Source organism: gamma proteobacterium symbiont of Axiagastus rosmarus, from assembly GCF_059730925.1.
This window is the reverse complement of the sequence record NZ_AP035925.1, coordinates 538267-559280: the sequence shown is the minus strand read 5'-3', so window position 1 is coordinate 559280 and position 21014 is coordinate 538267. Positions and strand designations below refer to the sequence as shown.

Sequence of the window (21014 nt, the reverse complement as noted above, 5' to 3'; positions counted from 1 at the left end):
TTCTCCTGTATTTGGGCAAAACAATGCCCGGCGGGTTTACGCCATTTAATTTCGTTTGGTTAATTAATTAGGCAGAGCTAATCTTTTGGGGAATAAACTCACGACTGCTTTTAAATGATTCATTGCACGAACAAGCGCCGTTTTTTCATCAGTAGTCAGTTCACTAAAATCAACATCGTGTCTGTCTTTACCGATGTTTGCCAGGAACAGAATCGCGCTAAGCGCACGCTTGTTTTCCTGATAATTACTGTCTGTCACATCGCGCATTTCAGAAAAAAAACGAGCCATATCTTTTTCACAGTTACCGCCCATCATCTGCGCGCGGATTAAGGCAACGTGATTCAGCGCCGAAACTCTCTGGCCGGCACTAAGCTCAACCAGCATTGAATCGCCTTCGATAGCCATGTTTTACCTCTTTGCTCTTTTACCTGTGCCTGATGGCTTAGTACCGGATGCCAGCGCTTGCCGTTCTCGCCCATGATCCAGCCATGCCCGTATGTCATTGACGGACTCTGGCGCTTGAGGCGTGCCGCAAATGAAATCATCGTACGCCCTCAGCTGATGCCAATCGAAGCACCCAGCCCGCTGATAGCGTCAACAGTTGAGGCTAAAGTAGGGTTGGAGTGAACGCGGTTCTGCACGGCCAGCGCTGCCAGCATAATGCAGCGGATCCCGGTGTTAGCGGCTTCGAGAATGCCGCGGCGGCAGGTTGCCGTAATGCGCTCCGGGTTCGCGGCGTTAGCGGCCATATGCCCGACCTCAGCGGTCGCCTTCAGCACGTACGTCGGAAACTTCTCTTTTGCCAGCTCGTTAACCGGCACACACGGCAGACATTGCAGCTGCGCCAGCATGCCGTCCATCAGCGTGGCGTCTTCGGTCAGATCGGTAAGCAACAGCACTTCTGGAGCGGTCAGTTGATGTATTTGCTCGGGGTTCAGTTTGTTGCGCAGAGTCTGCACTTTCATGCCCGCCCGCTGCGCCAGCTCCGCCATGTTGTGCGTAAGCGCAAACTTGCGGCAGGCGTCGTCATAGTGGTTATGGGTGGAAGTTTTAAAATCAAACATGTGCGAATCTCCCTATTCACTTAATGTGAATTAGCTGCCGATGATGAGCTGAAAACGGGAATGCCCCAACGCTTTACGCAATTGCTCTTCTTTCCAGCGTGCGTAGTAGATACGGATCGGCCCGCCCGCCTTTTTACAGCCTTTGCGGATGGTGCGCGGCTCAATGGGCAGTTGCGGATTGTCTCCGGTCGTCCAGCGGTAGACGGTACGACGGGATACGCCTTCCAGCTCTGCGAATTGCTCAGCAGTTACGACAGGCGCTGGCACTTTGATGATTGCGATTTCAGAAGCCATATTGCATCATTCCCAGTTAGTCAATAGTTGCCACTGATTGCCTAGTTTTGCCAACGTTTGCCATCAGTGATTTTCGATAAGACGAAATCTACTACCGATTATCTAATCGGTCAATACGGAAAAACAAATGAAATTCGATATATCGAAGTTAGACAATGTGCAAATCCTTGACAGAATCTGCTCTGTCTATGGCTTTACCCAAAAAATTCAGCTGGCGAGCCACTTCGATATTGCTGCAAGTTCTTTATCGAACCGTTACTCACGTGACAGCGTTTCATATGATTTCGCTGCAATATGCGCTCTTGAAACGGGCGCTGATCTTCACTGGATTCTGACAGGAGAAGGCGAAAAGCCTGCGAGTAATTCGCCCGGCGGATTATCGAAAAGCGGTATAACTTCGCTTGCAAAATTCACATTATGTGAAGGTGCACTGCAGCCGTCTGGCGACTACAAATTAGACACTCGCACTTTTTCTTTCGATCAAGAAAATCTCAGATGCGTAGCGACCGAGTCTTCCCTTTACTTTGTGGATGAAAGCCCAGCCGTCACAGACGGCCTTAAGCTTATCGATGTGGATGGAGTAATCAGCATTCGTGAGTTAACTGTTCTTCCGGGAAAAAAATTACATGTTGCTGGCGGGAAGGTTTCTTTTGAATGCGGTGTAGATGAGATCAAGGTTTTGGGGCGTATCGTTAGTATTTTCAAAGAGGTTGCTTGATGTCTGTAAGGAAATTGCCCAATGGCGGCTGGATCTGTGAGATTTACCATAACGGTAAGCGCTCTCGCACTAAATTCGCCACTAAAGGTGAGGCAATTGCCTACGAACAGCATAAGGTTCAGCAGCCCTGGCATGAGCAAAAAGAAGACCGTCGTACACTGAAGGACTTGATAACGTCCTGGTATGGCGCGCACGGGATCACCTTGAAGGATGGTGAAAAGCGACAGAAAGCCATGAATCATGCCTTCGAGTGTATGGGTGAGCCGCTGGCTAAGGATTTCGATGCGCAGATGTTTTCTCGGTATCGTGAGCGTCGATTAAAGGGAGATTTTGCTCGCTCAAATCGTGTAACCGAGGTTTCACCCCGCACGCTTAATTTAGAGCTTGCCTATTTCCGCGCCGTGTTTAACGAGCTAAGCCGATTAGGTGAATGGAAAGGTGAAAACCCTCTAAAGCACGTACGGCCGTTCCGTACTGAAGAATCCGAAATGGCCTGGCTGACTCACGAGCAAATTAATTGCCTGTTGTCTGAATGCAAAAATAGCGAATATAGAGACTTGGAACCTTTAGTGAAAATATGTCTCGCAACTGGCGCGCGCTGGTCAGAAGCCGAAGGTCTCAGGAGAAGCCAGATTACAAAATACAAGATCACTTTTACTAAGACAAAGGGCCGGAAAAACAGGACCGTCCCCATTACTGAGGATATTTATAAAACTATTCCTGAAACTAAGACCGGTAGAGTATTTTCTGATTGCTACGGTGCCTTTCGCTCAGCTTTAGAGAGAACTGGAATTGAGTTACCTGCTGGCCAGCTTACGCATGTCTTGCGTCACACTTTCGCAAGTCACTTTATGATGAACGGCGGAAACCTTTTAGTTTTACAGCGCGTTTTAGGGCATACTGATATTAAAATGACAATGCGCTATGCCCACTTCGCGCCAGACCATTTAGAAGAGGCAGCAAAGCTAAATCCGCTGGCTACAAGTGGCGGTAAAGTGGCGGTAGAGATGGTTAATGATGGCAAATAGAGGCTTACATTGTCACAACATGTGCATGATTTTAAAAGAAAACTATTGTTTTTACGTTGCTGCGCATAGTTCTCATAATCGCTTGGTCGCTGGTTCAAACCCAGCAGGGGCCACCAAATTTAGTGATGAAAATCATGCAGTTAAGCCACCTTTTGAGGTGGCTTTTTTGTTTTCGTAATCTGTCATTGGCAGCAAAATGGCAGCAGTTTTTTTCCTTACCTTCATTACCTTCCTCTGTGGATGTCCGAAACGATACCCATAGTTGGCAACATCAACTCTAAAGAGGTGATCAAGCGGCAGAAATGCACGTTGTTTGAGCTAATGTAGATGCTGAAAGTAATGCCTAATAAATAAGTGATTTGAAAAAAGCAGATCATTTAATGTGATCTGAAGTGCCAAATCTTCAGAATCACTAACCGTTTGTTGCCTTAAGCAATTGTTGAGGGTAGCTTAATATAACCAGTTTGCTCTACCATGATTTCAAAGAGCATAAATGGTTGGAAATTTTTTAAATTAATAGTCAGATAATAAGGAAATGTTAATGGCTGATAAACGCTTTGAAGTTAAATTTCAGAATGGTAACAACACTTCAACTACATACGTTACTGCTAGCAGTGCTTCTCAGGCTAAAGAGCAAATCAAATCCAAATTTTATAATGCACCAAATTTCAAAATAATTTCAGCAGTAGAAAAAAGATAAGCAATAGGACTCCGTAAGGAGTCCTTTTCTAACTCATCTCACTTGCTAAGTAGCGCTGGTCACTTTCAAAATCATCGGTTATAAATGCTCTGTATACGAAAGCAATTAATATCTTTTAAAGATTATAACCACAACGGTTGCTGCTGATTTCTTCCCGGATGCGGCGGCACAGGTTTAACGCTACCCGGCTTCATGATGATCTCAGAAACCGTTTCATGAGATTTAAACGTGCAGCTGCAATTGATGTTCTGGCACTGGTTATAACGTTCTTTGGTTGTTGCTGATACCTGAAAGCTGCTGCGTGTGTGTGCGGTATTCCCGCACAAAGGACAATTCATCATCGCGTTGTCTCTATAACCCAATTGAAATGAATGATACTTAATTAAACCATTTTGAGATAGCACTCATTCCATTTCTAGCGAATCTATTTTCACTTCAAACTCAATGCTGGTCGTAAAGCCGTTGTCCGCTCTCAGGCTGTGCGTGAGCGTCGTAATAATCCATTCAGCCGTATCGATCGCCTGCTTAAACCCGCTGACTTTCACCGGCATCTCTGTGTAGAGATCTGCACGTCCGCGCGCCAGCTGCAGCGAGAAAGACGCCACGCCACGCTGCAGCCGTTCCCACTGCATTTTGGCGGCGCGCTCTGCATTGCTCCGGTTGGCATAGGTCCGGCTCAGCACCAGCACGTTTTCATCCGTTCCGATCAGATAATCCCCCTGCTTCGCTTCCGGCTCCTTTTTTCTGACCGTGGCTTTGCGCCGGCGCTTCACCTTCGCTTCCGGCTTTTTTTCCGGCTCACGGGTGTGCAGCCAGCTGGCGATCACGCCGGTATAGGCGTCGCGGTCAGCCAGGGTAAAGCGATGGCCATCACCATCTTTGCGCTGAATGGTTATAACCGGCAGCGGTCTGCCGCTCGCGGTTTTGCCCTGCCCCTGCCGGATAAACAGCAGGTTTCCATTTTTCACGCACGCAACGGAGCCGCACTGCTTCGCAAGCCGCATCAGAAAGCTGGCGTCTGACTCGTTGGTCTGGTCGATGTGATCGATCGCCATTTTCGTCACGTCCTCACCCAGCGCGACCTCCAGCCGGTGCCGGGCGGCGATATCTTTCACCATCTCGCCCACAGTGGTTTTATGCCAGGATTTCTCCCTTTTGATGTTAAGCGTCTGTCGGAAATCGGCGCTGCGGGCGCGCAGCACCAGACGGTCAGGCGTGCCGGTGTGCTCGATTTCGTCCACGGTGTAGCTGCCTTTCGAGAAAAGCACTTCACCCTGCCAGCCCAGCGCCAGCTCCAGCAAAACGCCACGGCGCGGCAACTGCAGCTGGCCGTCGGCGTCGGCTGGGAGGTGTGGTCCGACTTTGAGGCGCTGGCGCTGCGCCCGTTCGGCTGGCGTGAGGTATGGATCGGTTACGACCCGGCAAAGGCGACGCAGAACGGCGACAGCGCCGGCTGCGTGGTAATTGCGCCGCCAGCCGTGCCCGGAGGCAAGTTCCGCATTCTGGAGCGCCACCAGTGGCGCGGAATGGACTTCCGCGCGCAGGCAGAGTCCATTAAAAAACTGACGCAGCAGTATAACGTCACCTATATCGGCATTGACTCCACCGGCGTAGGTCTCGGCGTATACGAGAACGTGAAGATGTTTTTCCCCGCAGTGAAAGAGTTTGTTTATAACCCGAACGTGAAAAACGCCCTGGTACTGAAGGCGTACGACATCATCAGCGGCGGCCGGCTGGAGTTTGACGCCGGCCACCTCGACATAGCGCAGTCATTCATGGCAATCCGCCGCGCCACCACGGCCAGCGGAAACCGCCCCACTTACGAAGCCAGCCGCAGCGAAGAAGCCAGCCACGCAGATTTAGCTTGGGCAACCATGCACGCGCTGGCAAACGAACCGCTGCAGGGCGAATCCGCCAACAGCCGCAACATCATGGAGATTTTTTGAATGAGTAAACGCAGGAACCGCACGCGCACGCAGCCCGTGCAGCAAAACGATATGGCCGGCGGCGCCACCACGGAGGAAGCGTTCACCTTTGGCGATCCGGTGCCGGTTCTGGACCGCCGCGAGCTGCTGGATTACGTGGAATGTGTGGTAACCGATCGCTGGTATGAACCGCCGGTGAGCTTTGACGGGCTAGCGCGCACGTTCCGCGCCGCCGTGCACCACAGTTCCCCGATCAAAGTAAAACGCAACATTTTGACCAGCACCTTCATCCCGCACCCGCTGCTGAGTCAGCAGGCGTTCAGCCGGTTTGTGCAGGACTATCTGGTGTTCGGCAACGCCTATCTAGAGAAGCGCACCAACAGGCTCGGCGGCGTGCTGTCGCTTGAGCCGTCACTGGCAAAATTCACCCGACGCGGCACCGATTTAGACACCTACTGGTTCGTGCAGTACGGCATGAACACGCAGCCTTACGAGTTCACTAAAGGCAGCGTGTTTCACCTGATGGAGCCGGATTTAAATCAGGAGGTTTACGGCCTGCCGGAATACCTTTCGGCAATCCCGTCCACCCTTCTAAACGAGTCGGCAACGTTGTTCCGTCGAAAATACTACCTTAACGGCAGCCACGCCGGTTTCATCATGTATATGACCGACGCCGCGCAGAATCAGGAAGACGTAAACAATATCCGCCAGGCAATGAAGAGTGCCAAGGGGCCGGGCAACTTCCGCAACTTTTTTATGTACTCACCGAACGGCAAGAAAGACGGAATTCAGATCATCCCGCTGTCAGAGGTGGCGGCTAAGGATGAGTTTCTGAATATCAAGAACGTGAGCCGTGACGACATGATGGCCGCGCATCGCGTGCCGCCGCAGATGATGGGGATTATGCCGAATAATGTTGGGGGGTTTGGAGATGTTGAGAAGGCAAGCCGTGTATTTGTTCGTAATGAACTTATGCCTCTTCAGAAAAGGATTGAAGAATTAAACGTATGGCTAGGAGATAGAATCATCTGCTTTAAATCTTACGAACTGAATTTTGAAAATTAAATTGGTATCAAATATTAGCATTTATGAGTGCCGCTTGAGGGCGGCATATCACAAAAATTAATATTCCCCATCTTTATAAACATAAAACTGGTCGTCAACACCCTCAAGTAAGCACCGCTCAAAATGATACTTCACCTCTTTTATCTCACAAGTTTTCATGCTTGAAGGAATATAATTTAATTCATCAGGTTTAAAAAATACGTAGTTCTTCCCCTTACCAACTGTGCTAATGAAAACTATGCCATCAAAACCTTTCCTCCTAATACCTTCGGCGATAAGCTGAGTGACTAAATAGCGCCCTTCAATACTCGGCGGAGTAGATTTATTAAAGAAATAAGCAATAGCAGCATAATCCCTTAAATTTTCCAATTCGGAATCTGTGCTATAGTAATTCAATAAATTAGGACCACTAAGGTCAAAAACTTTTAGTGTCTTATTGGCCCTGAATGAGCCCAGCGAAACAACATCTCCAGGATGCGGTCGTATTTCAGAAATGGCCGTATATTCATCAGTTGCACAATACAAATAGGACACACCCACTCTGTTAGCTCTTCCAGCCTCAGCTTTAATAACAGGGACAGAACCAATATCTTTATCTTGAAAAGGCTTATAGAACGATATATCTTCACCCCAATCACCGTAAGCATACCTAACGGAAGAAACACCTCTCCTTGCTCTGAAAAGAACTTCTCTGGGATCTACATCTATAGAGAACGAGTCTTGATAATTATCTAGCAAATCTGAAAGATGCGATTCAAAAACATGATAATTCTTTGTTTTTATATCATTTTCTATTTCTAAAATATCTCGTGAAGGATTTTTTTTGATCCCTTGCAGTAACATGTTTTGTTGACCATCAGAATACCCTGCATAAATGGAAACTCCGTTATCGTCATAGACATTCATGACACTAAAATCCCCATCTAACTCATCGAAATACCTATCTTCTTTGAGCAGATCATCAAACACCTCCATTTCAAATATCATTGATAAGAAACTATGTTCCCCACCAAAATGACTATTGTATTCATACTCATCAAAATTATACCTTACAATGGCCTTAAGCATAGTATGAATATCTGCATCGTTTGTATCAATAGCAATATCATCATTATTGCATACATCACAAGTGTGATGAAAAGCGTTTCTCTTAGCGAGCGATTTTAAACTTTTATCTTTAATATGCTTCACACAAATGTACATACCAGATCTCCATCACTTCAATTAAAATAAAAATTAACTTTCACAAAGATCTATCCGCTTATGAAACAGTTAATTCTTGTAGCTACTGGTATATCCATTCAGACCAGCAACGTTTAAAATATTACTATTTTTTATGTACTTTATGTTATCCCAGTCGTAGTAGTCAGTCATTATTGCAATCATTGTTAGAAGTTTATCATCTGTTAAGCTAATCAGTAATTCAAATTGTTCTTTTTTATCACCTGAGTATTTTTCATTTATTAATTTGGTTAAAAGAAAAAACCGTCTTACTAAAGAGAATAAATGATCATCAACATCCAAATCTTCTAACCATGAAGTTATGCGATTTTTATCTACCCCTCCCTTAACTAGCACACTCAGACAGTCATCAATATAACTTACAGCGTTGCCAGCCTTATATTCAGTCTGAATCGGTTCATATATAAGATGCTCACCTTGATCGATAACAGAAACATTATCCTGACTTTCTTCAAGAAGAATACGAAATCTTGTGAAATTAGACTGTTGAGCATCAAGTAAACTAAAAAATCTCACTTCAAAACGCTTATAATCTTCTAAATTCTCTTGTCGCTTAATTTCATTACTTAATGTCTTATTTGATTCCAGTTGAAAATTTACAGAGCGAATTAAAAGGCATATAGATGTAAAACTGAGAATTGGGTTAAGGACTCCTCCCATAAAATCACCGAACTGGCCCCAAACATCAGCGCCCTGTTCAACTAAAAAGCTCAGTCCAAACCTTAAAATATACACTCCCCATACAAATCCAATTAGTAGAAAGCATGCTAGTTTAATCATTATTAGCTTACCGAATGAATCAAATACTTGATTGTTTCACCACTATTGATATTAACCCTGCTCACCCTAAGAGTGAGGTAGGTATAACGTCCAGCCTGAGCAGCATTATTAGTATGCAAATTAGCAGAAACCATCCTTTTTTGTTCTAACTGGATTATTCTTAATGGGCTATAAAATCCGAAAGCCACAGTATCATCCTCCCCCTCAAGAACTAATCTACCATTACCCGTGCGGGCATTAAATCTTGTAATATACGCTCTTATTTCTTCCGGGCGCCCCGCTATACTGGAATGAAAAAGATTTGTCGCTGTTGCCGTGGTAAGTTTTATGACTCTCATTTTATCTAAATTTCGTTGTTTATAATTCAACTGTATATCATAATTTTTCTTGATATTTATTTCATGCATACGTTTGAGAGGCGCTCTGATTCTATTAATAAGTTCATCCTCGATATCTGACAAACCTTCAATTACACTTTCAGCTTCGTCTGAAACATCTCCAGCATCCAAATACAAGGATTGAGCAATGAAGTAACCCATTACTTCATTGAAAACAGGTTTTGATATTTTTCTTAATTCCGCAATCAATTCTGGCTCGTTGATGATCAAATCAAAGTTTTGGCCATATGAGCCTGTGAAGTTTTTTTTGAGAACAGCACGAGCAGGATTTACATGAGTTCTTCTTCGGATAATCCTTTTACGTAGTATTGCCTCAGCCAAAAGACATATAACTTCTGATGTGCCACCCAATGTTGTTATTCCGTATTCCATATCTACTTCATCAGTGCCACTTTCAATTATTACGTCATAATTTACGCGCATCGTCTTGTCCTTGAGATCAATAAGAAAAGATTAAGAATTAGGACTTTTCCTAAAAATTACACGCGCTTCTATTTTTTTTCAATCAGTTCTTAAATCGTACCCACTGCGCGCGCTCGTACCCCCGCCACGCCTGCCCGCTTTGCGCAGTGGTTTTCATGCACTGCACGACATAAGCAAAAGCCCGCCAGAACAGGCGGGCCGAGAGAGATGTGATCCTTTTTTGGATCATGCGAATTCATGCAGCGTAGACTTGCACGCTCGCAGTGGCTATCAGGACCACACATTCCTACTCTAATTGTTGCATTGACCGACTGTATTCGTGATTACGTAACCGCGCCATAAGCTCATCAGTTAGCTCTGCAACCCACTCAATTGCCATGCTCTTTTCCAGCTCTGTGCAGTCACTCACAGCAACAAGTTTCAAAAACAAATCAATGCGCTGGAGCTTCACCGACTCCAAAAGAAAATCCTGCATGCTGCCTCCCACCCAATAATTAACTGTATATACATACAGTATAGAAGACTCACATTAATGTGAAACTCTTGTTTATCTTTCAATGGGATTGCTCCAGATTGTCACCGGTCCAATTTAGCCTCCTGAAGCCTTCCGTTCTGGTAAAAAAGCCGTCGCCTCGCCCCCGCATTTAGGCTGCATCCTCTGGAAAGGAGGCTAATTTCTTCCTCGTGCCCCTCAAAACCACGGGCTTTCAACTCCAGCTCTAATCGTCGGCGCTCCGGCCCCGTACAGTTATTGACAGAACTCTGAAGCGATGGGAAATCCACTGGCTACCGAATTCAACGCGAAGATTTTTGCGTCTTATCGCGAGCAGCGGTTAAGCGGGAAAATCACTCGATCCAGCCGAGTGAAGACGGTTACGCCGCGTACGGTGAATTTAGAACTAGCGTATTTCAGGGCGATGTTTAACGAGCTACGTCGGTTAGATGAATGGACCGCACCGAACCCGTTAGAGAACGTTCGCGAATTTAAAATCAGTGAATCGGAGATGGCGTATCTCACCATTGAGGAAATTAGAACCCTTCTCGCTGAATGTGAGAACAGCCGCTCCAAAGACCTGACAACCATTGTGAAAATTTGCTTGGCAACTGGTGCACGATGGAGTGAAGCTGAAGGCTTGAAGGGAAATCAAATCCGCGCCGGTCAGATCATCTACGTGAAAACTAAAGGAAAGAAAAACCGAGCGGTGCCGATAACTGAAAAATTACAGGCTGATTTACCATCCATTAGAAAGGCGCAGTTGCTCTTTAAACCATGTTACTCAGCTTTTAGAAAAGCTATGCAACGTGCTGGCATCGAGACGCCAGCTGGGCAGCTTACGCACGTCTTGCGACACACCTTCGCGTCTCATTTCATGATGAACGGGGGTAATATTCTTGTGCTTCAGCGGATATTAGGGCACACCGATATTAAAGTGACAATGAGGTATGCACATTTTGCACCAGACCATTTAAGTGAGACCAAATATCTCAACCCCTTAACTAAATTAGAAAAGTGAAGAACATCAAATGTTAGATAAAATATCATTAATGCTTCGATTAGTTGCTCCCCAAAAGGGGGATACGAAAAAATACAAAGATGACCACAAACAACTTTCGGGTGAAGTTGGTGAGTTAATAACTCAAGGCTATTTAGATCTATGGAAAACTAGATATTTTTGTATTGAACAAGAATATGAAACAAAACCAGAGTGGTTGAATGATGGAACTCGACCTGATTTTATTGCTTTTACTTCTGACCCATCTGAATTGATTTTAATTGACGCCAAAAACCACACTCCTAAAAACGATAAATTCTTTATTGATAATAAAAGACTCAATGAGTACCAAAATCTACTCTCTAAATTATCTACTGATGGTAGAAAAGCACATCTACTTTTCATAATGCCTATTGGAGGAAACTCAATTAACTATTTTTATTGTTATACTCTTCAAGATTTTCTATCAGGACAAGATAGTGATGACGGTTGTGGCAAAGAGGTTACTCTTTCTAATCCTATCAATGCGTATGATATGTCTGAAGGAAAGTAACTTTTCGGTTTAAGCCTGCTTATTCAAAATTAGGTGTATTGGCAGCAAAGTGGCAGCAGAGCGCAACGCTATGTGCCACTTTTCATCACTATACGGCCTAAAGGAAATATAAAAATCAGCAACTTACTGATTTCTGTCACTTTAAAATGGGACTCATAATCGCTTGTTCAGTGGTTCTAACTTAGCGAATGCCGCCAATCACTTGTTGATCTGATTTACTTGAGTCACCCTTAAACAGGTGGCTTTGCTATTTAGATTTAAACAATAGCGATGCAAGGTCAGCGTTTTTTGCTGATACAGTTAAAACGCCAATGCGCAGCACCCTTCCCATTTTCAACCTGAGATCACCTGTTTTGCCGGCCTTTCCGACTCATACTGCCATTGTGTTAACAACCACCTCTTACAGACAACCTTGCCAGAATCCACCTCGCTAAACCTGCATGCAACCTCAACTCCCCGCAGAACCACACATTTTGCACATCAGGCGCAGTACATCCCAGTGACTCCTCTCTACTTACCTGTTAAATTACCCATTCAAAAATCTATTCATCTATCTATTCATAAAGCGATTCAACACTATGTCCACGCATGCGGAAACCATACGCCAGCTTCTCTATAGCGGGCCGATGGCAGGAAGGCAACTCATTGAAAAAATGGGTATAAGCCAGCCTACGCTTTCCCGTGCGATTAGAGAACTGGGTGATGACATCGTCAAAATCGGGGCGGGTCCATCTATTCAATATGCCCTGCGGGATACGTTTCGCGGATTCCGATCGGCTCCGATTTATCGCGTTACCGATGAAGGGCAAATCAAACCTCTCGGCGAGCTGATTCCTGTTCGTCCGGAAGGGTTTGTGATGGTGCAGGCGGACCAGAAAAGCTTTCACAGTGACGGGCTGCCGTGGTGGCTGTTTGACATGCGACCGCAGGGCTATCTCGGCAGAGCGTATGCCTCAACTTATGCCAGCGGGCTCGGTCTGCCGGCGAATCCCGAACAATGGGCGGACGCAGATGTCGTCAGAGCGCTGCTGGCGCAAGGTCATGATGCGATCGGCAACCTGCTGATCGGCGAGCAGGCGCGCAGCCGTTTCCTGGAAATGCCCGAACCGACTCCCGTGGAGCGCGAGACGGCGTATCCCGAGCTGGCGCGGGCCGCGGGCGCTGGTGAGGTGCCGGGCTCATCTGCGGGTGGCGAGCAGCCAAAATTCTGCACCTATAGCGAACGCGGTCATGTGCTGGTGAAATTCACCGCAGCAGATGACAACCCAGTCAGCGAACGCTGGCGCGATCTGCTGATGGCTGAACATCTGGCCCTGAAAGTACTGGGTGTAGAGACCGAAGTGTTTGATATTGCAGGGCAGCGCTTCCTCGAAATCCCCCGCTTTGATCGGGTGGGCAAAATGGGCCGCATCGGCGTATTTTCGCTGCGGGCGCTTGATGCGGAGTTCGTCGGCAATGCCAGTGCAAGCTGGCCGGTCCTCGTCAACCAACTTGTAGCGGAAAAGTGTGTTCAGCCCGAGACCGCCCAAAGCACGACCCGGCTTTGGGCATTCGGCATGCTGATCGGCAATACCGACATGCACGCCGGTAACCTGTCATTTATCAGTCGCCATGGCCGTCCATACCACCTCGCGCCGGCATATGACATTCTGCCGATGGGCTTCGCACCCAGAGCGGGCGGCGCCATCGTGAATACGCTGCGGCCAGCGTCACTGCCGGAAGTGGTCAGCAGCGATACATGGCGGGAAGCGCTGGCTTTGGCGGAGGAATTTTTGTCTCTGGCGAACAGTTGCGATGGTTTCTCAGCGCGTTTTGCGCCGTGCCTCGCCGCGTTACAACAGCATCTGGATGAGGCCCGAGCGCGCATCGCCCGACTCGGCTAAGCGCGTTTCCTCATTGATAATTCCTTCAAAGCTGTATCCTCGAAACAGGCGGTGATTAACCGCCTCGCACCCGATTTTTGCCCCCGCAACTTTGCAAAAGTAAAACGATCGGTTTACTTTTTAAGGTATGCGTAAAAAACAACATATCCTGAACGCTGCCGAGCGGCTGTTCTACAACAACGGTTTTCATGCCACCAGTACCGATTACATTTGCCGTGAGGCGAAGGTCTCCACGCGTACGCTCTATCAGCACTTCCCGTCGCGCGAGCGGTTAACTGCCGCGGTGATGACCGCGCGTCGGCAGCGCTTTGCCGATTTGTTGTCACAGCCAGACGATCCGGCAGCTATCAGCCAGCTGTTTTCGGTGCTGGAACAGTGGATGCGGGCGGAAGGATCGCTCGGCTGCTTTTTTGCCAAAGCGTACGGCGAGTATGCGGAGCAGGATGCTGAGCTGGCGGCGCAGGCGCTGGATTATCGTTACTGGCAGCGCGGCTATATCCGTGCCTGCCTGGCGCACTCGCACAGGAATTCGCCCTCAGCACTGGCCGAAGCCATCTGGATACTGTTTGAAGGGGCGATTATGGCCGGATTGATTGACGGTCCGCAGGCCGCGGTCACTGCGCGTCTGGCGGCTGAGCAACTGATGGCGAGTGCGTCATGAAAACCTCACTCCGCCTGACGCTAAGCGGCTTCATGCTGATCGCCGTGACCTACGGGCTGGCGCGTTTTGCCTGGGGAATGATGATGCCGCAGGTGGCGCAACAGATCAGCTTCAGCCCGCGCTCCTCGGGTATGCTGGCCGCCTGCAGCTATCTGGCTTACTGCCTGGCCACGCCCGGCGCCACGCTACTGCTGGAACGCTGGGGCGTGCGCAACACCGCCATGCTGGCAGCGCTGACGGCTATGCTCGGCTTACTGCTGCTGGCCGCTGCCGGCAGCGCATGGCTGATTGCCGGTGGACTGTTTATCGCCGGTCTTGGTGCCGGGCTGGCTTCGCCGGCGCTCGCCAGTGCCGTGAGCCTGCGCATTGATGCGTCGCGGCAAACCGCCGCTAACACGCTCATTAACGCTGGCACCGGCGCGGGCATAATTGTGTCAGTACCCATTTTTATGCTGATGCCCGGCGGCTGGCGCGCGGCCTGCTGCTGTTTTGCCGCGCTGGCGTTAATCAGCCTGTTGCTGGCACGCTATTGTCTGCCCGCCGGTCGTGCCGATCCACAGAGATCGCCGGTTGGCTGGCGCGATCGGCTGCACAATCGTGCGCTGCAGCGGGTGATCATCATCGCTTTTCTTAGCGGTGTCGCCAGCGCGGCGTGGTGGTGTTTTGGACCGGATGTGTTACGCCAGCACAGCCACCTGAACGAAGGCCAGGCCAGTATGCTGTGGCTGGTTAGCGGCGCGGCCGGCATTCTCGGCGCGCTGACCGGCCCGCTGGCACGCTGCATCGGTATGCGTCAGGTGTACTGGCTGGCGCAGCTGGCGATGGCCGTACCGCTGCTGTTGCTGGCGGTGCTCACCCACTTTAGCTACTGGCTGGTACCGGCGGCGGCACTGTGCGGCGCGGGATACGTCACGCTGTCGGGTATTCTGCTGGTCGCGGGTGCCGCTGCCACGCCACAGAATGCGGCCTCCGGCGTGGCGGCGGCGTTTCTGACGCTGGCGATTGGGCAAATTGGCGGGGCGATACTCTTTGCGCAAATCTACAGCAGCAGCGCCGCTGCGGCACTGTTGCTGTTCGCTGCCATCCCGGTTGCGCTGCTATTTCTGGTACCGGCTAACCCGCCACAGCGCGCTGACGCTTAACGTCCGGTGGTGAGCCAGCGGCTGAGGATGCCGGCACTGGAGTAGCCGCGAATGATCGCCGCGTAGCTGTCAAAGCGATTGCTCACTTCGCTTACCTGGTTGTTATACAGATCGCTCTCGGCGCTCAGAACATCCAGCAGCGAGCGGCGTCCGAGGTGATACCACTGATCGAAAAAGTCTTTGCGGATGCGGTCAGACTCGACAATCAGACTCTTATAGAGCACGGCGCGATCGGCCATCGAATGTGCATCCTGGCTGGCGGCGCGCACGCGATTCTCCAGATCGCGCCGCTGCTCCTGCACCTGCTGACGACTGGCTTCGGCGCGTTTAATCGCCGCAATCTCTTGCGCGTTGGTTGAACCACCGCGGAACAGGCCCCAGCTAACGTTGATTCCGGTTTGCCACGCCTGCTGGCGACCGAGCTGATCCTCACGCGTGCTTTTGGTTACCGTCCAGTTGAGTTTTGGCAGGCCGGAAGCTTTAATCGCCTCCGCTTCTTTAAACCCCGCTCGCGTTTCCGCATTGGCGCGCAGGATCAGCGGATGATAATCCAGGCTGGCCAGCTGGCGGTTGAGATCGCCAAAATTCATCGCCCAGCGATCGCTGGCTGGCAGCGTCACGCGACTATTGCCCATCAGGCGGTTCAGCGTGATTTCGACATCGCGCGCGCGCGACTCGGCATTCTCCAGATAACTCTGCGCCTGCAGCAATCGGCCTTTGGCCTGTGTCAGTTCGCTGCGACGACCGGTATCTGACTGCACAATGCCGCTCAGCATGGTGGTCAGTTCGGTCATGCGCGCCACGTACTGCTGGCTAATGGCAATGATCCGCTGCTGCTTGTTCCACTCAATCAGCGCGTTGCTGACCTGCATCGCCAGCTCTTCTCGCTGCGCCTGCGCCGCCTGCTGCGCCGAGGTCACGCGCTCTTCGCGGCTTTCAATAGTGCGGCTGGTCTGGCCGAAATCAATCAGGTTGGTCGCCATCGACACGCCGAGCGCCGGCACGTTGCTCTGACTACCGTCGCTTTTTACCCCGCCACCAAACTCTTTGGTGGCCGAGCTGGCGCTGACATCCAGCTGTGGCCAGCGCTGCCCTTTCGCCTCATCCACGCTGGCAGCGGCGGCATCGGTCTGCGCCACGGACGATTTCAGCGCCGGGCTGATGCGCCAGGTGATGCGCGCGGCCGAAAGGAATTTCTGCCGCAGCTCGGATTCAGCCACGGTTTCATCCACCGCGCCGCTCAGGCTGACCGGTGAACGCGCCACGGCGGCATCGGCGGCAGTGGTTCTGGTTTCCGCTACTGGCGGACTGACATAACTGAACTCGCTCTGTGCTTTTACTTCTGCTTCATTCACCGGCACCGGCGCAGGCTGCTGTGGGTTGAAAGTGCGTACCGATTTCAGCAGCGGATTCGTCTGCCTGGGTTCCGGCTGGCGCTGCTCCTCCGTCAGAAAACCGCCGCCCTGTACCGGCTGCACCGGCGGTGGTGCAATCGGCGCTGCTGACGCTGGGGCCGGTGAAGGTGCCGGCGCTGGTGCCGGCTGAGCGCGTGGCGCGGCGACCGGTGGTGCAACCGCCGCGGCCTGAGGTTGCGTAAACATCGCTTGCGGTGCCGGCGCGGTTGCAAAGCGCTGGGCTGGCGCAACGGGCACGCGCTGCACCGGCGCGCTGCGTACCGGTGCCGCAGCGGGGGCGGCCGGGCGATGTCCGCTCATCTCGGCAAACATCATCAGTTCACTGGTCGAATCGGCCATTACGCTGATGGCCGGGGCCATCATGACCGTAATGCAACCGGCAAGCAAAGAGAGGCGCCGCGCCGCTGCGCGACGGTGCATATTATTATTTTTCATGGTTATTAACGCTCGCGGAAGGCTTCTTTCGCCTTGAGTACCGGCTTCAGCAGGTAATCAAGGATGGTTTTCTCGCCGGTGCGGATTTCCACCGTGGCCACCATGCCGGGAATGATCGGCAGATCTTTGTTGCCTGCGTGCAGCGTGCTTTTATCGGTGAGGATCAACACGCGGTAATAAGTGTCATCCGGGCGGCCGGAAGCGGCTTTCTGATCGTCTTTCAGCGTATCCGGACTGATGTATTCCACGTGGCCATCCAGTCCGCCGTAGATGGCGAAGTCGTAGGCGGTGATTTTCACTTTGGCCGGCAGCCCCGGACGCAGGAAGGCGACATCAGAAGGACGGATTTTGCCCTCCACCAGCAGTTGCTCTTCCAGCGGCACGATTTCCAGGATGTGCTCACCGGGCTGAATCACGCCGCCGATGGTGTTGACGCGCACGTTTTTCACCGTGCCGCGCACCGGTGCGGTAATGGTGGTGCGCTCGACCACGTCCGCGCGGCCAATCAGGTTTTCGCTTACCTGGCTGAGTTCCAGCTCCAGCCGCGCCAGTTCGGTGTTGGCATCAGACTGGTAACGGTTACGCCGCTCGACAATCTGCGCCTGGATGTCGTTCGCCTGGCGCTGCATGCGCAGCAGTTCAACCTCAGACAGTAATCCTTTCGCCGCCAGCGGCTCCGCCAGGCGAATTTCACGCATCGACAGGGCATAGCTGCGCTGCAGTGAGTTAATGCTGTCGTTCAGCGCGCGCTTGCGTGATTCATAGGCTTTGGTCTCCTGCGCAACCACGGCGGGATCGCTCTGCACTTGCTCGTCAAACGTCAGCGGCTGCGCGTAGGCTTCGGCACGCAGACGCGCAATGCTGCCCTTCAGGCCAATCACCTTGCTCAGCGCCTCACGATAGCTTGATTGCGCACGCGTCGGATCGATTTTCAGCAGGACGTCGCCCCGGTTGACCACCGTGCCTTCACGCACGTTCATTTCGGCGAGAATGCCGCCTTCCAGACTCTGAATCACCTGCTCGCGGCTGCGGGAAATCACTTTTCCGTCGCCTTTGGTGATCTCCTCCACCCGCGCATAGTTTGCCCATGTGAGACCGATGCCAATTACCGCGATGATGATCCACATCACCAGTTTCGATCCCGGCGTGGTTTGCGACAGCAGGGACGCCTGCACGTCATTCATGAATTCGGCATCCGCAGCGGAGAGATTTTTGCTGCGGCTGCGCCATGGCATTAATTTGATCATACTGCGGCCTCCTCTGCCGCGGCGACGGCGGGCTCTGATGTTGCCGAAGCATCGTTAGCCGGCGCGGGTGCGCGCGCCGCCTGCTCTACCGCCTGACGCGGCGGCTGGCGGGTTTTACCTTTACCTTCCAGCGCGGCCAGCACCTGCTCTTTCGGGCCATCCGCGACAATTTTTCCTTCCTCAACCACGATGATGCGGTCGACCAGCGCCAGAATTGACGGACGATGCGTCACGACGATCAGCGTGTGGCCTTCGCTGGCGCGACGCAGATGCGCAAGGAACTGGCTTTCGGTCATGCTGTCCATGGCGCTGGTCGGTTCATCCATCAGCAGCACTTTGGGCCGCGTCAGCAGGGTTCGCGCCAGCGACACTAACTGACGCTGACCGCCCGACAGCCCTTCACCGCCCTCGCCGACCGACAGGTTGATGCCGCTCGGATGGCGCGCCGCCACGTGATCGAGACCGGTCAGATTCAGCACGCGCAGCAGTTCATTCGCGGTGGCATCCGGCCGGCCAATCATCACGTTCTCGCGCAGCGTGCCGTAGAACAGGCGCGCATCCTGGCTGACGAAGCCCACCGCTTTGCGCCAGTCGGCCGGATCGATCTGGTTAACATCGAGTCCGTCAGCGGAGAGCTGCCCTTTCACCGGCTGATACAGACGCGCCATCACGCGTAACAGCGTCGATTTACCGCTGCCGATGCGGCCAAGAATCGCCACGCGCTCACCGGCCTTGATAGTCAGCGAGATGTCTTTGAGGATTTCCGGATTGGGCTTCATCGGCGGTGCCGGATAAGAGAAGCTGACATTGCTCAGCGAGATCTCGCCGGTCAGCGGCGGATCGGTCAGATAAGTTTTGCTGCTGTCGCGATCGACCGGCATCTCCATCAGCTTATTCAGCGAGGTCAGCGCCGCTTTGGCCTGCTGATAACGCACCGCCAGACCAATCACCTGACCCAGCGGGCCGGTGGCGCGGCTGGCCAGCATCACGGTGGCGATCATCGCACCCATGGTGAAGGTGCCGGCGTTGATCAGATAAACCCCGGCCACCACCAGCATCACGGTCTGAAACTGCTGCAGAAAGGTCACCACGCCGGTTGCCAGCGTCGAATAGCGTTTTGACTTCATTGAGTTAGCCGACTGCAGCGCGCTGAAGTTCTCCCAGCGGCGCTGCATATGCGCCTCACCGCCCACGGCTTTCAGCGTTTCCATGCCTTCAACCGACTCGATCAGCACGCCCTGTTTCAGCGACGCATCGCGCAGGTTCTCCTTCATGATGCGCGCCAGCGGCCACTGGATCGCGGCGCTGACGATGATGATCAGCGGGATCATCATCAACGGAATAATCGCCAGCGGACCGCTGATAAAGAAGATCACGCCGACGAACATCAGGATAAACGGCAGATCCGAAATCGCCGCCAGCGTCGCCGAGGCAACAAAATCGCGCACCGATTCGTATTCACGGATCTGGTTGGCGAAAGTGCCTGATGAGGCCGGTTTGTGCTCCATCTGGATCGACAACGCCTGACGGAACAGCATGCTGCCCAGCACCAGGTCGGCCTTTTTGCCCGCCATGTCCAGCAGATGTGCCCGCACAAAGCGGGTAATGGCTTCGAAGATCATGGCGATGGTGACGCCAATCGCCAGCGACCACAGCGTAACAAACGCCTGGTTCGGCACCACGCGATCGTAGACGTTCATGGTGAAGAAGATGCTGGAGAGTGCCAGCACGTTGATCAGCACGGCGGCAATGGCGGCGCTGCGGTAGTAACGACGGTAGCGCCACAGGGTGCTGAACAGCCAGTGACCTTTGACCTCCGGCAGCATTTCGCTGGCGCGCTCATCCAGTACCGCCGCCGGTTTCGCCATTACCGCAAAGCCGGCGTAAATCTCGTTGAGCTCCGCCAGGCTCATCTCCACCGCTTTATCACTCACCTCCGGCATAATCAGCTGGAAGCGCAGCTCGCGCTGATTCTCCTCATTGGTGTGAATGCGCCGCGACAGCACAATGCAGCCGCCGCCGTTCTGCCGCAGCAGAATCATCGGCATCAGCTGCTCCGGCAGATCCTGCAGGCGGCGTTCAACCATGCCGCCAGTAATGCCAGCGTTCTCCAGAGCGGTCATCGCCTGCGACGGCGACAGCAGCGTCGCTTTTGGCAGGCCGGCGACCAGCGCCTCTTCACTCTTCTCGCGTTTGTAGTGTTTGCAAATCCACGCCACGCTTTTTAACAGCGTGTCATCCACGGTGGTTTCGATACGAGCAACAGAACGCGCATCCTGCTCCACGGCATTCTGCTTCTGGTCCATCATTTCCCGACTCCTGTAAACCTGACAAAAAACGGTGGACGCATCGTCCACCGCAGACTTTTCTTTGAATTGGGAAAATTCTGACAGAAGGCAGCTTTCAGGCCGTCCAAGACTTGTCTCAAACGGTGGAGAATATTTGTGAATAAAGCGGAGAAAGCCCGATTGAATGCGGTCTGGCGACCGATCGATTGCAGAATAATCGCGGCGCTGTTGAGCGCTGTCCTGGGCGTGTTATCTTAGCT

The 21014-nt window shown here is 51.7% G+C and carries 20 protein-coding genes and 3 pseudogenes; 10 read left to right on the top strand and 13 right to left on the bottom strand.

Annotated features, from left to right (window positions below):
* Window positions 1–63: 63 nt before the first annotated feature.
* From AC6I8F_RS02680 to AC6I8F_RS02665, 4 genes are read right to left on the bottom strand one after another with little or no spacing between them, the layout of a single operon-like run.
* Window positions 64–405, bottom strand: coding sequence for a DUF5347 family protein (locus tag AC6I8F_RS02680; RefSeq protein ID WP_498028460.1), 342 nt, complete (start codon window positions 403–405; stop codon window positions 64–66).
* On the bottom strand, window positions 342–545 hold the full coding sequence (locus AC6I8F_RS02675) for a phage filamentation protein Fil family protein (RefSeq protein WP_498028459.1): 204 nt from the start codon (window positions 543–545) through the stop codon (window positions 342–344). Before AC6I8F_RS02675 ends, AC6I8F_RS02680 begins: the two co-directional genes overlap by 64 nt.
* 9 nt (window positions 546–554) lie before the next feature.
* Window positions 555–1064 carry a phage regulatory CII family protein gene (locus AC6I8F_RS02670; protein ID WP_498007917.1) on the bottom strand — a complete coding sequence of 170 codons (510 nt, stop codon included), beginning with the start codon at window positions 1062–1064 and terminating at the stop codon, window positions 555–557.
* A gap of 30 nt (window positions 1065–1094) precedes the next feature.
* Window positions 1095–1358: a hypothetical protein gene (locus AC6I8F_RS02665; protein ID WP_411672535.1), complete on the bottom strand. Its 264-nt coding sequence runs from the start codon at window positions 1356–1358 to the stop codon at window positions 1095–1097.
* Between the two features lie 127 nt (window positions 1359–1485).
* Here AC6I8F_RS02665 and AC6I8F_RS02660 point away from each other — a divergent pair, with 127 nt between their 5' ends.
* The 3 genes from AC6I8F_RS02660 (at window position 1486) to AC6I8F_RS02650 (ending at window position 3804) form a co-directional block, all read left to right on the top strand.
* Window positions 1486–2076: a phage repressor protein CI gene (locus tag AC6I8F_RS02660; RefSeq protein WP_498028458.1), complete on the top strand. Its 591-nt coding sequence runs from the start codon at window positions 1486–1488 to the stop codon at window positions 2074–2076.
* Window positions 2076–3104: a phage integrase gene (locus tag AC6I8F_RS02655; protein WP_498028457.1), complete on the top strand. Its 1029-nt coding sequence runs from the start codon at window positions 2076–2078 to the stop codon at window positions 3102–3104. Before AC6I8F_RS02660 ends, AC6I8F_RS02655 begins: the two co-directional genes overlap by 1 nt.
* A 541-nt stretch (window positions 3105–3645) precedes the next feature.
* Window positions 3646–3804: a hypothetical protein gene (locus AC6I8F_RS02650; RefSeq protein ID WP_498028456.1), complete on the top strand. Its 159-nt coding sequence runs from the start codon at window positions 3646–3648 to the stop codon at window positions 3802–3804.
* 122 nt (window positions 3805–3926) lie between these two features.
* On the opposite strand, the gene AC6I8F_RS02645 is transcribed toward AC6I8F_RS02650, so the two are convergent.
* Together AC6I8F_RS02645 and AC6I8F_RS02640 are read right to left on the bottom strand one after the other, a co-directional pair.
* Window positions 3927–4145, bottom strand: a complete 219-nt coding sequence (locus AC6I8F_RS02645; RefSeq protein ID WP_262264709.1) for an ogr/Delta-like zinc finger family protein — start codon at window positions 4143–4145, stop codon at window positions 3927–3929.
* Between the two features lie 63 nt (window positions 4146–4208).
* Window positions 4209–5144 (bottom strand): annotated as a pseudogene (locus tag AC6I8F_RS02640) (phage late control D family protein); the annotation flags it as partial.
* On the opposite strand from AC6I8F_RS02640, the pseudogene AC6I8F_RS02635 reads away from it, so the two are divergent.
* Together AC6I8F_RS02635 and AC6I8F_RS02630 are read left to right on the top strand one after the other, a co-directional pair.
* Window positions 5145–5750, top strand: a pseudogene (locus AC6I8F_RS02635) (phage terminase large subunit family protein); the annotation flags it as partial.
* Window positions 5751–6794 carry a phage portal protein gene (locus tag AC6I8F_RS02630; RefSeq protein ID WP_498028455.1) on the top strand — a complete coding sequence of 348 codons (1044 nt, stop codon included), beginning with the start codon at window positions 5751–5753 and terminating at the stop codon, window positions 6792–6794.
* Window positions 6795–6851: 57 nt separating this feature from the next.
* Here the strand turns inward: AC6I8F_RS02630 and AC6I8F_RS02625 are convergent, their stop codons facing one another.
* The 4 genes from AC6I8F_RS02625 to AC6I8F_RS02610 all read right to left on the bottom strand — a co-directional run bounded on the left by AC6I8F_RS02625 (window position 6852) and on the right by AC6I8F_RS02610 (window position 10112).
* Complete coding sequence (locus AC6I8F_RS02625; RefSeq protein ID WP_498028454.1) at window positions 6852–7997, bottom strand: RES family NAD+ phosphorylase; 1146 nt, start codon at window positions 7995–7997, stop codon at window positions 6852–6854.
* Window positions 7998–8066: 69 nt separating this feature from the next.
* The gene (locus AC6I8F_RS02620) at window positions 8067–8816 is read right to left on the bottom strand and encodes a hypothetical protein (protein ID WP_498028453.1); all 750 of its coding nucleotides are present in this window, start codon (window positions 8814–8816) and stop codon (window positions 8067–8069) included.
* A 2-nt stretch (window positions 8817–8818) separates the two neighbouring features.
* Window positions 8819–9637, bottom strand: coding sequence for a hypothetical protein (locus tag AC6I8F_RS02615; protein ID WP_498028452.1), 819 nt, complete (start codon window positions 9635–9637; stop codon window positions 8819–8821).
* 286 nt (window positions 9638–9923) lie between these two features.
* The gene (locus AC6I8F_RS02610; protein WP_215481585.1) at window positions 9924–10112 is read right to left on the bottom strand and encodes a hypothetical protein; all 189 of its coding nucleotides are present in this window, start codon (window positions 10110–10112) and stop codon (window positions 9924–9926) included.
* A 289-nt stretch (window positions 10113–10401) separates the two neighbouring features.
* Here AC6I8F_RS02610 and AC6I8F_RS02605 point away from each other — a divergent pair.
* The 5 genes and pseudogenes from AC6I8F_RS02605 to AC6I8F_RS02585 form a co-directional block, all read left to right on the top strand.
* Window positions 10402–11151 (top strand): annotated as a pseudogene (locus AC6I8F_RS02605) (phage integrase); the annotation flags it as partial.
* 10 nt (window positions 11152–11161) lie between these two features.
* The gene (locus AC6I8F_RS02600; RefSeq protein WP_498028451.1) at window positions 11162–11683 is read left to right on the top strand and encodes a hypothetical protein; all 522 of its coding nucleotides are present in this window, start codon (window positions 11162–11164) and stop codon (window positions 11681–11683) included.
* 578 nt (window positions 11684–12261) lie between these two features.
* Window positions 12262–13566 (top strand): type II toxin-antitoxin system HipA family toxin YjjJ, encoded by a 1305-nt coding sequence (gene yjjJ / locus AC6I8F_RS02595; RefSeq protein ID WP_498028450.1) that lies wholly within the window; start codon window positions 12262–12264, stop codon window positions 13564–13566.
* A 127-nt stretch (window positions 13567–13693) separates the two neighbouring features.
* Window positions 13694–14227 (top strand): TetR/AcrR family transcriptional regulator, encoded by a 534-nt coding sequence (locus AC6I8F_RS02590; RefSeq protein ID WP_498028449.1) that lies wholly within the window; start codon window positions 13694–13696, stop codon window positions 14225–14227.
* Window positions 14224–15369, top strand: a complete 1146-nt coding sequence (locus AC6I8F_RS02585; RefSeq protein ID WP_498028448.1) for an MFS transporter — start codon at window positions 14224–14226, stop codon at window positions 15367–15369. The genes AC6I8F_RS02590 and AC6I8F_RS02585 overlap by 4 nt, the downstream gene beginning before the upstream one ends.
* Here AC6I8F_RS02585 and AC6I8F_RS02580 read toward each other — a convergent pair.
* From AC6I8F_RS02580 to AC6I8F_RS02570, 3 genes are read right to left on the bottom strand one after another with little or no spacing between them, the layout of a single operon-like run.
* The gene (locus tag AC6I8F_RS02580) at window positions 15366–17219 is read right to left on the bottom strand and encodes a TolC family protein (protein WP_498028447.1); all 1854 of its coding nucleotides are present in this window, start codon (window positions 17217–17219) and stop codon (window positions 15366–15368) included. The two genes, AC6I8F_RS02585 and AC6I8F_RS02580, sit on opposite strands and share 4 nt — an antisense overlap.
* Before the next feature lie 5 nt (window positions 17220–17224).
* Complete coding sequence (locus AC6I8F_RS02575; RefSeq protein ID WP_021509681.1) at window positions 17225–18466, bottom strand: HlyD family type I secretion periplasmic adaptor subunit; 1242 nt, start codon at window positions 18464–18466, stop codon at window positions 17225–17227.
* Complete coding sequence (locus AC6I8F_RS02570) at window positions 18463–20775, bottom strand: type I secretion system permease/ATPase (protein ID WP_498028446.1); 2313 nt, start codon at window positions 20773–20775, stop codon at window positions 18463–18465. The genes AC6I8F_RS02575 and AC6I8F_RS02570 overlap by 4 nt, the downstream gene beginning before the upstream one ends.
* Window positions 20776–21014 lie beyond the last annotated feature (239 nt).

Coding starts and splice junctions, on each gene's coding strand:
- AC6I8F_RS02680 (WP_498028460.1), bottom strand. CDS start 405: ATGGCTATCGAAGGCGATTCAATGCTGGTTGAGCTTAGTGCCGGCCAG.
- AC6I8F_RS02675 (WP_498028459.1), bottom strand. CDS start 545: ATGATTTCATTTGCGGCACGCCTCAAGCGCCAGAGTCCGTCAATGACA.
- AC6I8F_RS02670 (WP_498007917.1), bottom strand. CDS start 1,064: ATGTTTGATTTTAAAACTTCCACCCATAACCACTATGACGACGCCTGC.
- AC6I8F_RS02665 (WP_411672535.1), bottom strand. CDS start 1,358: ATGGCTTCTGAAATCGCAATCATCAAAGTGCCAGCGCCTGTCGTAACT.
- AC6I8F_RS02660 (WP_498028458.1), top strand. CDS start 1,486: ATGAAATTCGATATATCGAAGTTAGACAATGTGCAAATCCTTGACAGA.
- AC6I8F_RS02655 (WP_498028457.1), top strand. CDS start 2,076: ATGTCTGTAAGGAAATTGCCCAATGGCGGCTGGATCTGTGAGATTTAC.
- AC6I8F_RS02650 (WP_498028456.1), top strand. CDS start 3,646: ATGGCTGATAAACGCTTTGAAGTTAAATTTCAGAATGGTAACAACACT.
- AC6I8F_RS02645 (WP_262264709.1), bottom strand. CDS start 4,145: ATGATGAATTGTCCTTTGTGCGGGAATACCGCACACACACGCAGCAGC.
- AC6I8F_RS02630 (WP_498028455.1), top strand. CDS start 5,751: ATGAGTAAACGCAGGAACCGCACGCGCACGCAGCCCGTGCAGCAAAAC.
- AC6I8F_RS02625 (WP_498028454.1), bottom strand. CDS start 7,997: ATGTACATTTGTGTGAAGCATATTAAAGATAAAAGTTTAAAATCGCTC.
- AC6I8F_RS02620 (WP_498028453.1), bottom strand. CDS start 8,816: ATGATTAAACTAGCATGCTTTCTACTAATTGGATTTGTATGGGGAGTG.
- AC6I8F_RS02615 (WP_498028452.1), bottom strand. CDS start 9,637: ATGCGCGTAAATTATGACGTAATAATTGAAAGTGGCACTGATGAAGTA.
- AC6I8F_RS02610 (WP_215481585.1), bottom strand. CDS start 10,112: ATGCAGGATTTTCTTTTGGAGTCGGTGAAGCTCCAGCGCATTGATTTG.
- AC6I8F_RS02600 (WP_498028451.1), top strand. CDS start 11,162: ATGTTAGATAAAATATCATTAATGCTTCGATTAGTTGCTCCCCAAAAG.
- yjjJ (WP_498028450.1), top strand. CDS start 12,262: ATGTCCACGCATGCGGAAACCATACGCCAGCTTCTCTATAGCGGGCCG.
- AC6I8F_RS02590 (WP_498028449.1), top strand. CDS start 13,694: ATGCGTAAAAAACAACATATCCTGAACGCTGCCGAGCGGCTGTTCTAC.
- AC6I8F_RS02585 (WP_498028448.1), top strand. CDS start 14,224: ATGAAAACCTCACTCCGCCTGACGCTAAGCGGCTTCATGCTGATCGCC.
- AC6I8F_RS02580 (WP_498028447.1), bottom strand. CDS start 17,219: ATGAAAAATAATAATATGCACCGTCGCGCAGCGGCGCGGCGCCTCTCT.
- AC6I8F_RS02575 (WP_021509681.1), bottom strand. CDS start 18,466: ATGATCAAATTAATGCCATGGCGCAGCCGCAGCAAAAATCTCTCCGCT.
- AC6I8F_RS02570 (WP_498028446.1), bottom strand. CDS start 20,775: ATGATGGACCAGAAGCAGAATGCCGTGGAGCAGGATGCGCGTTCTGTT.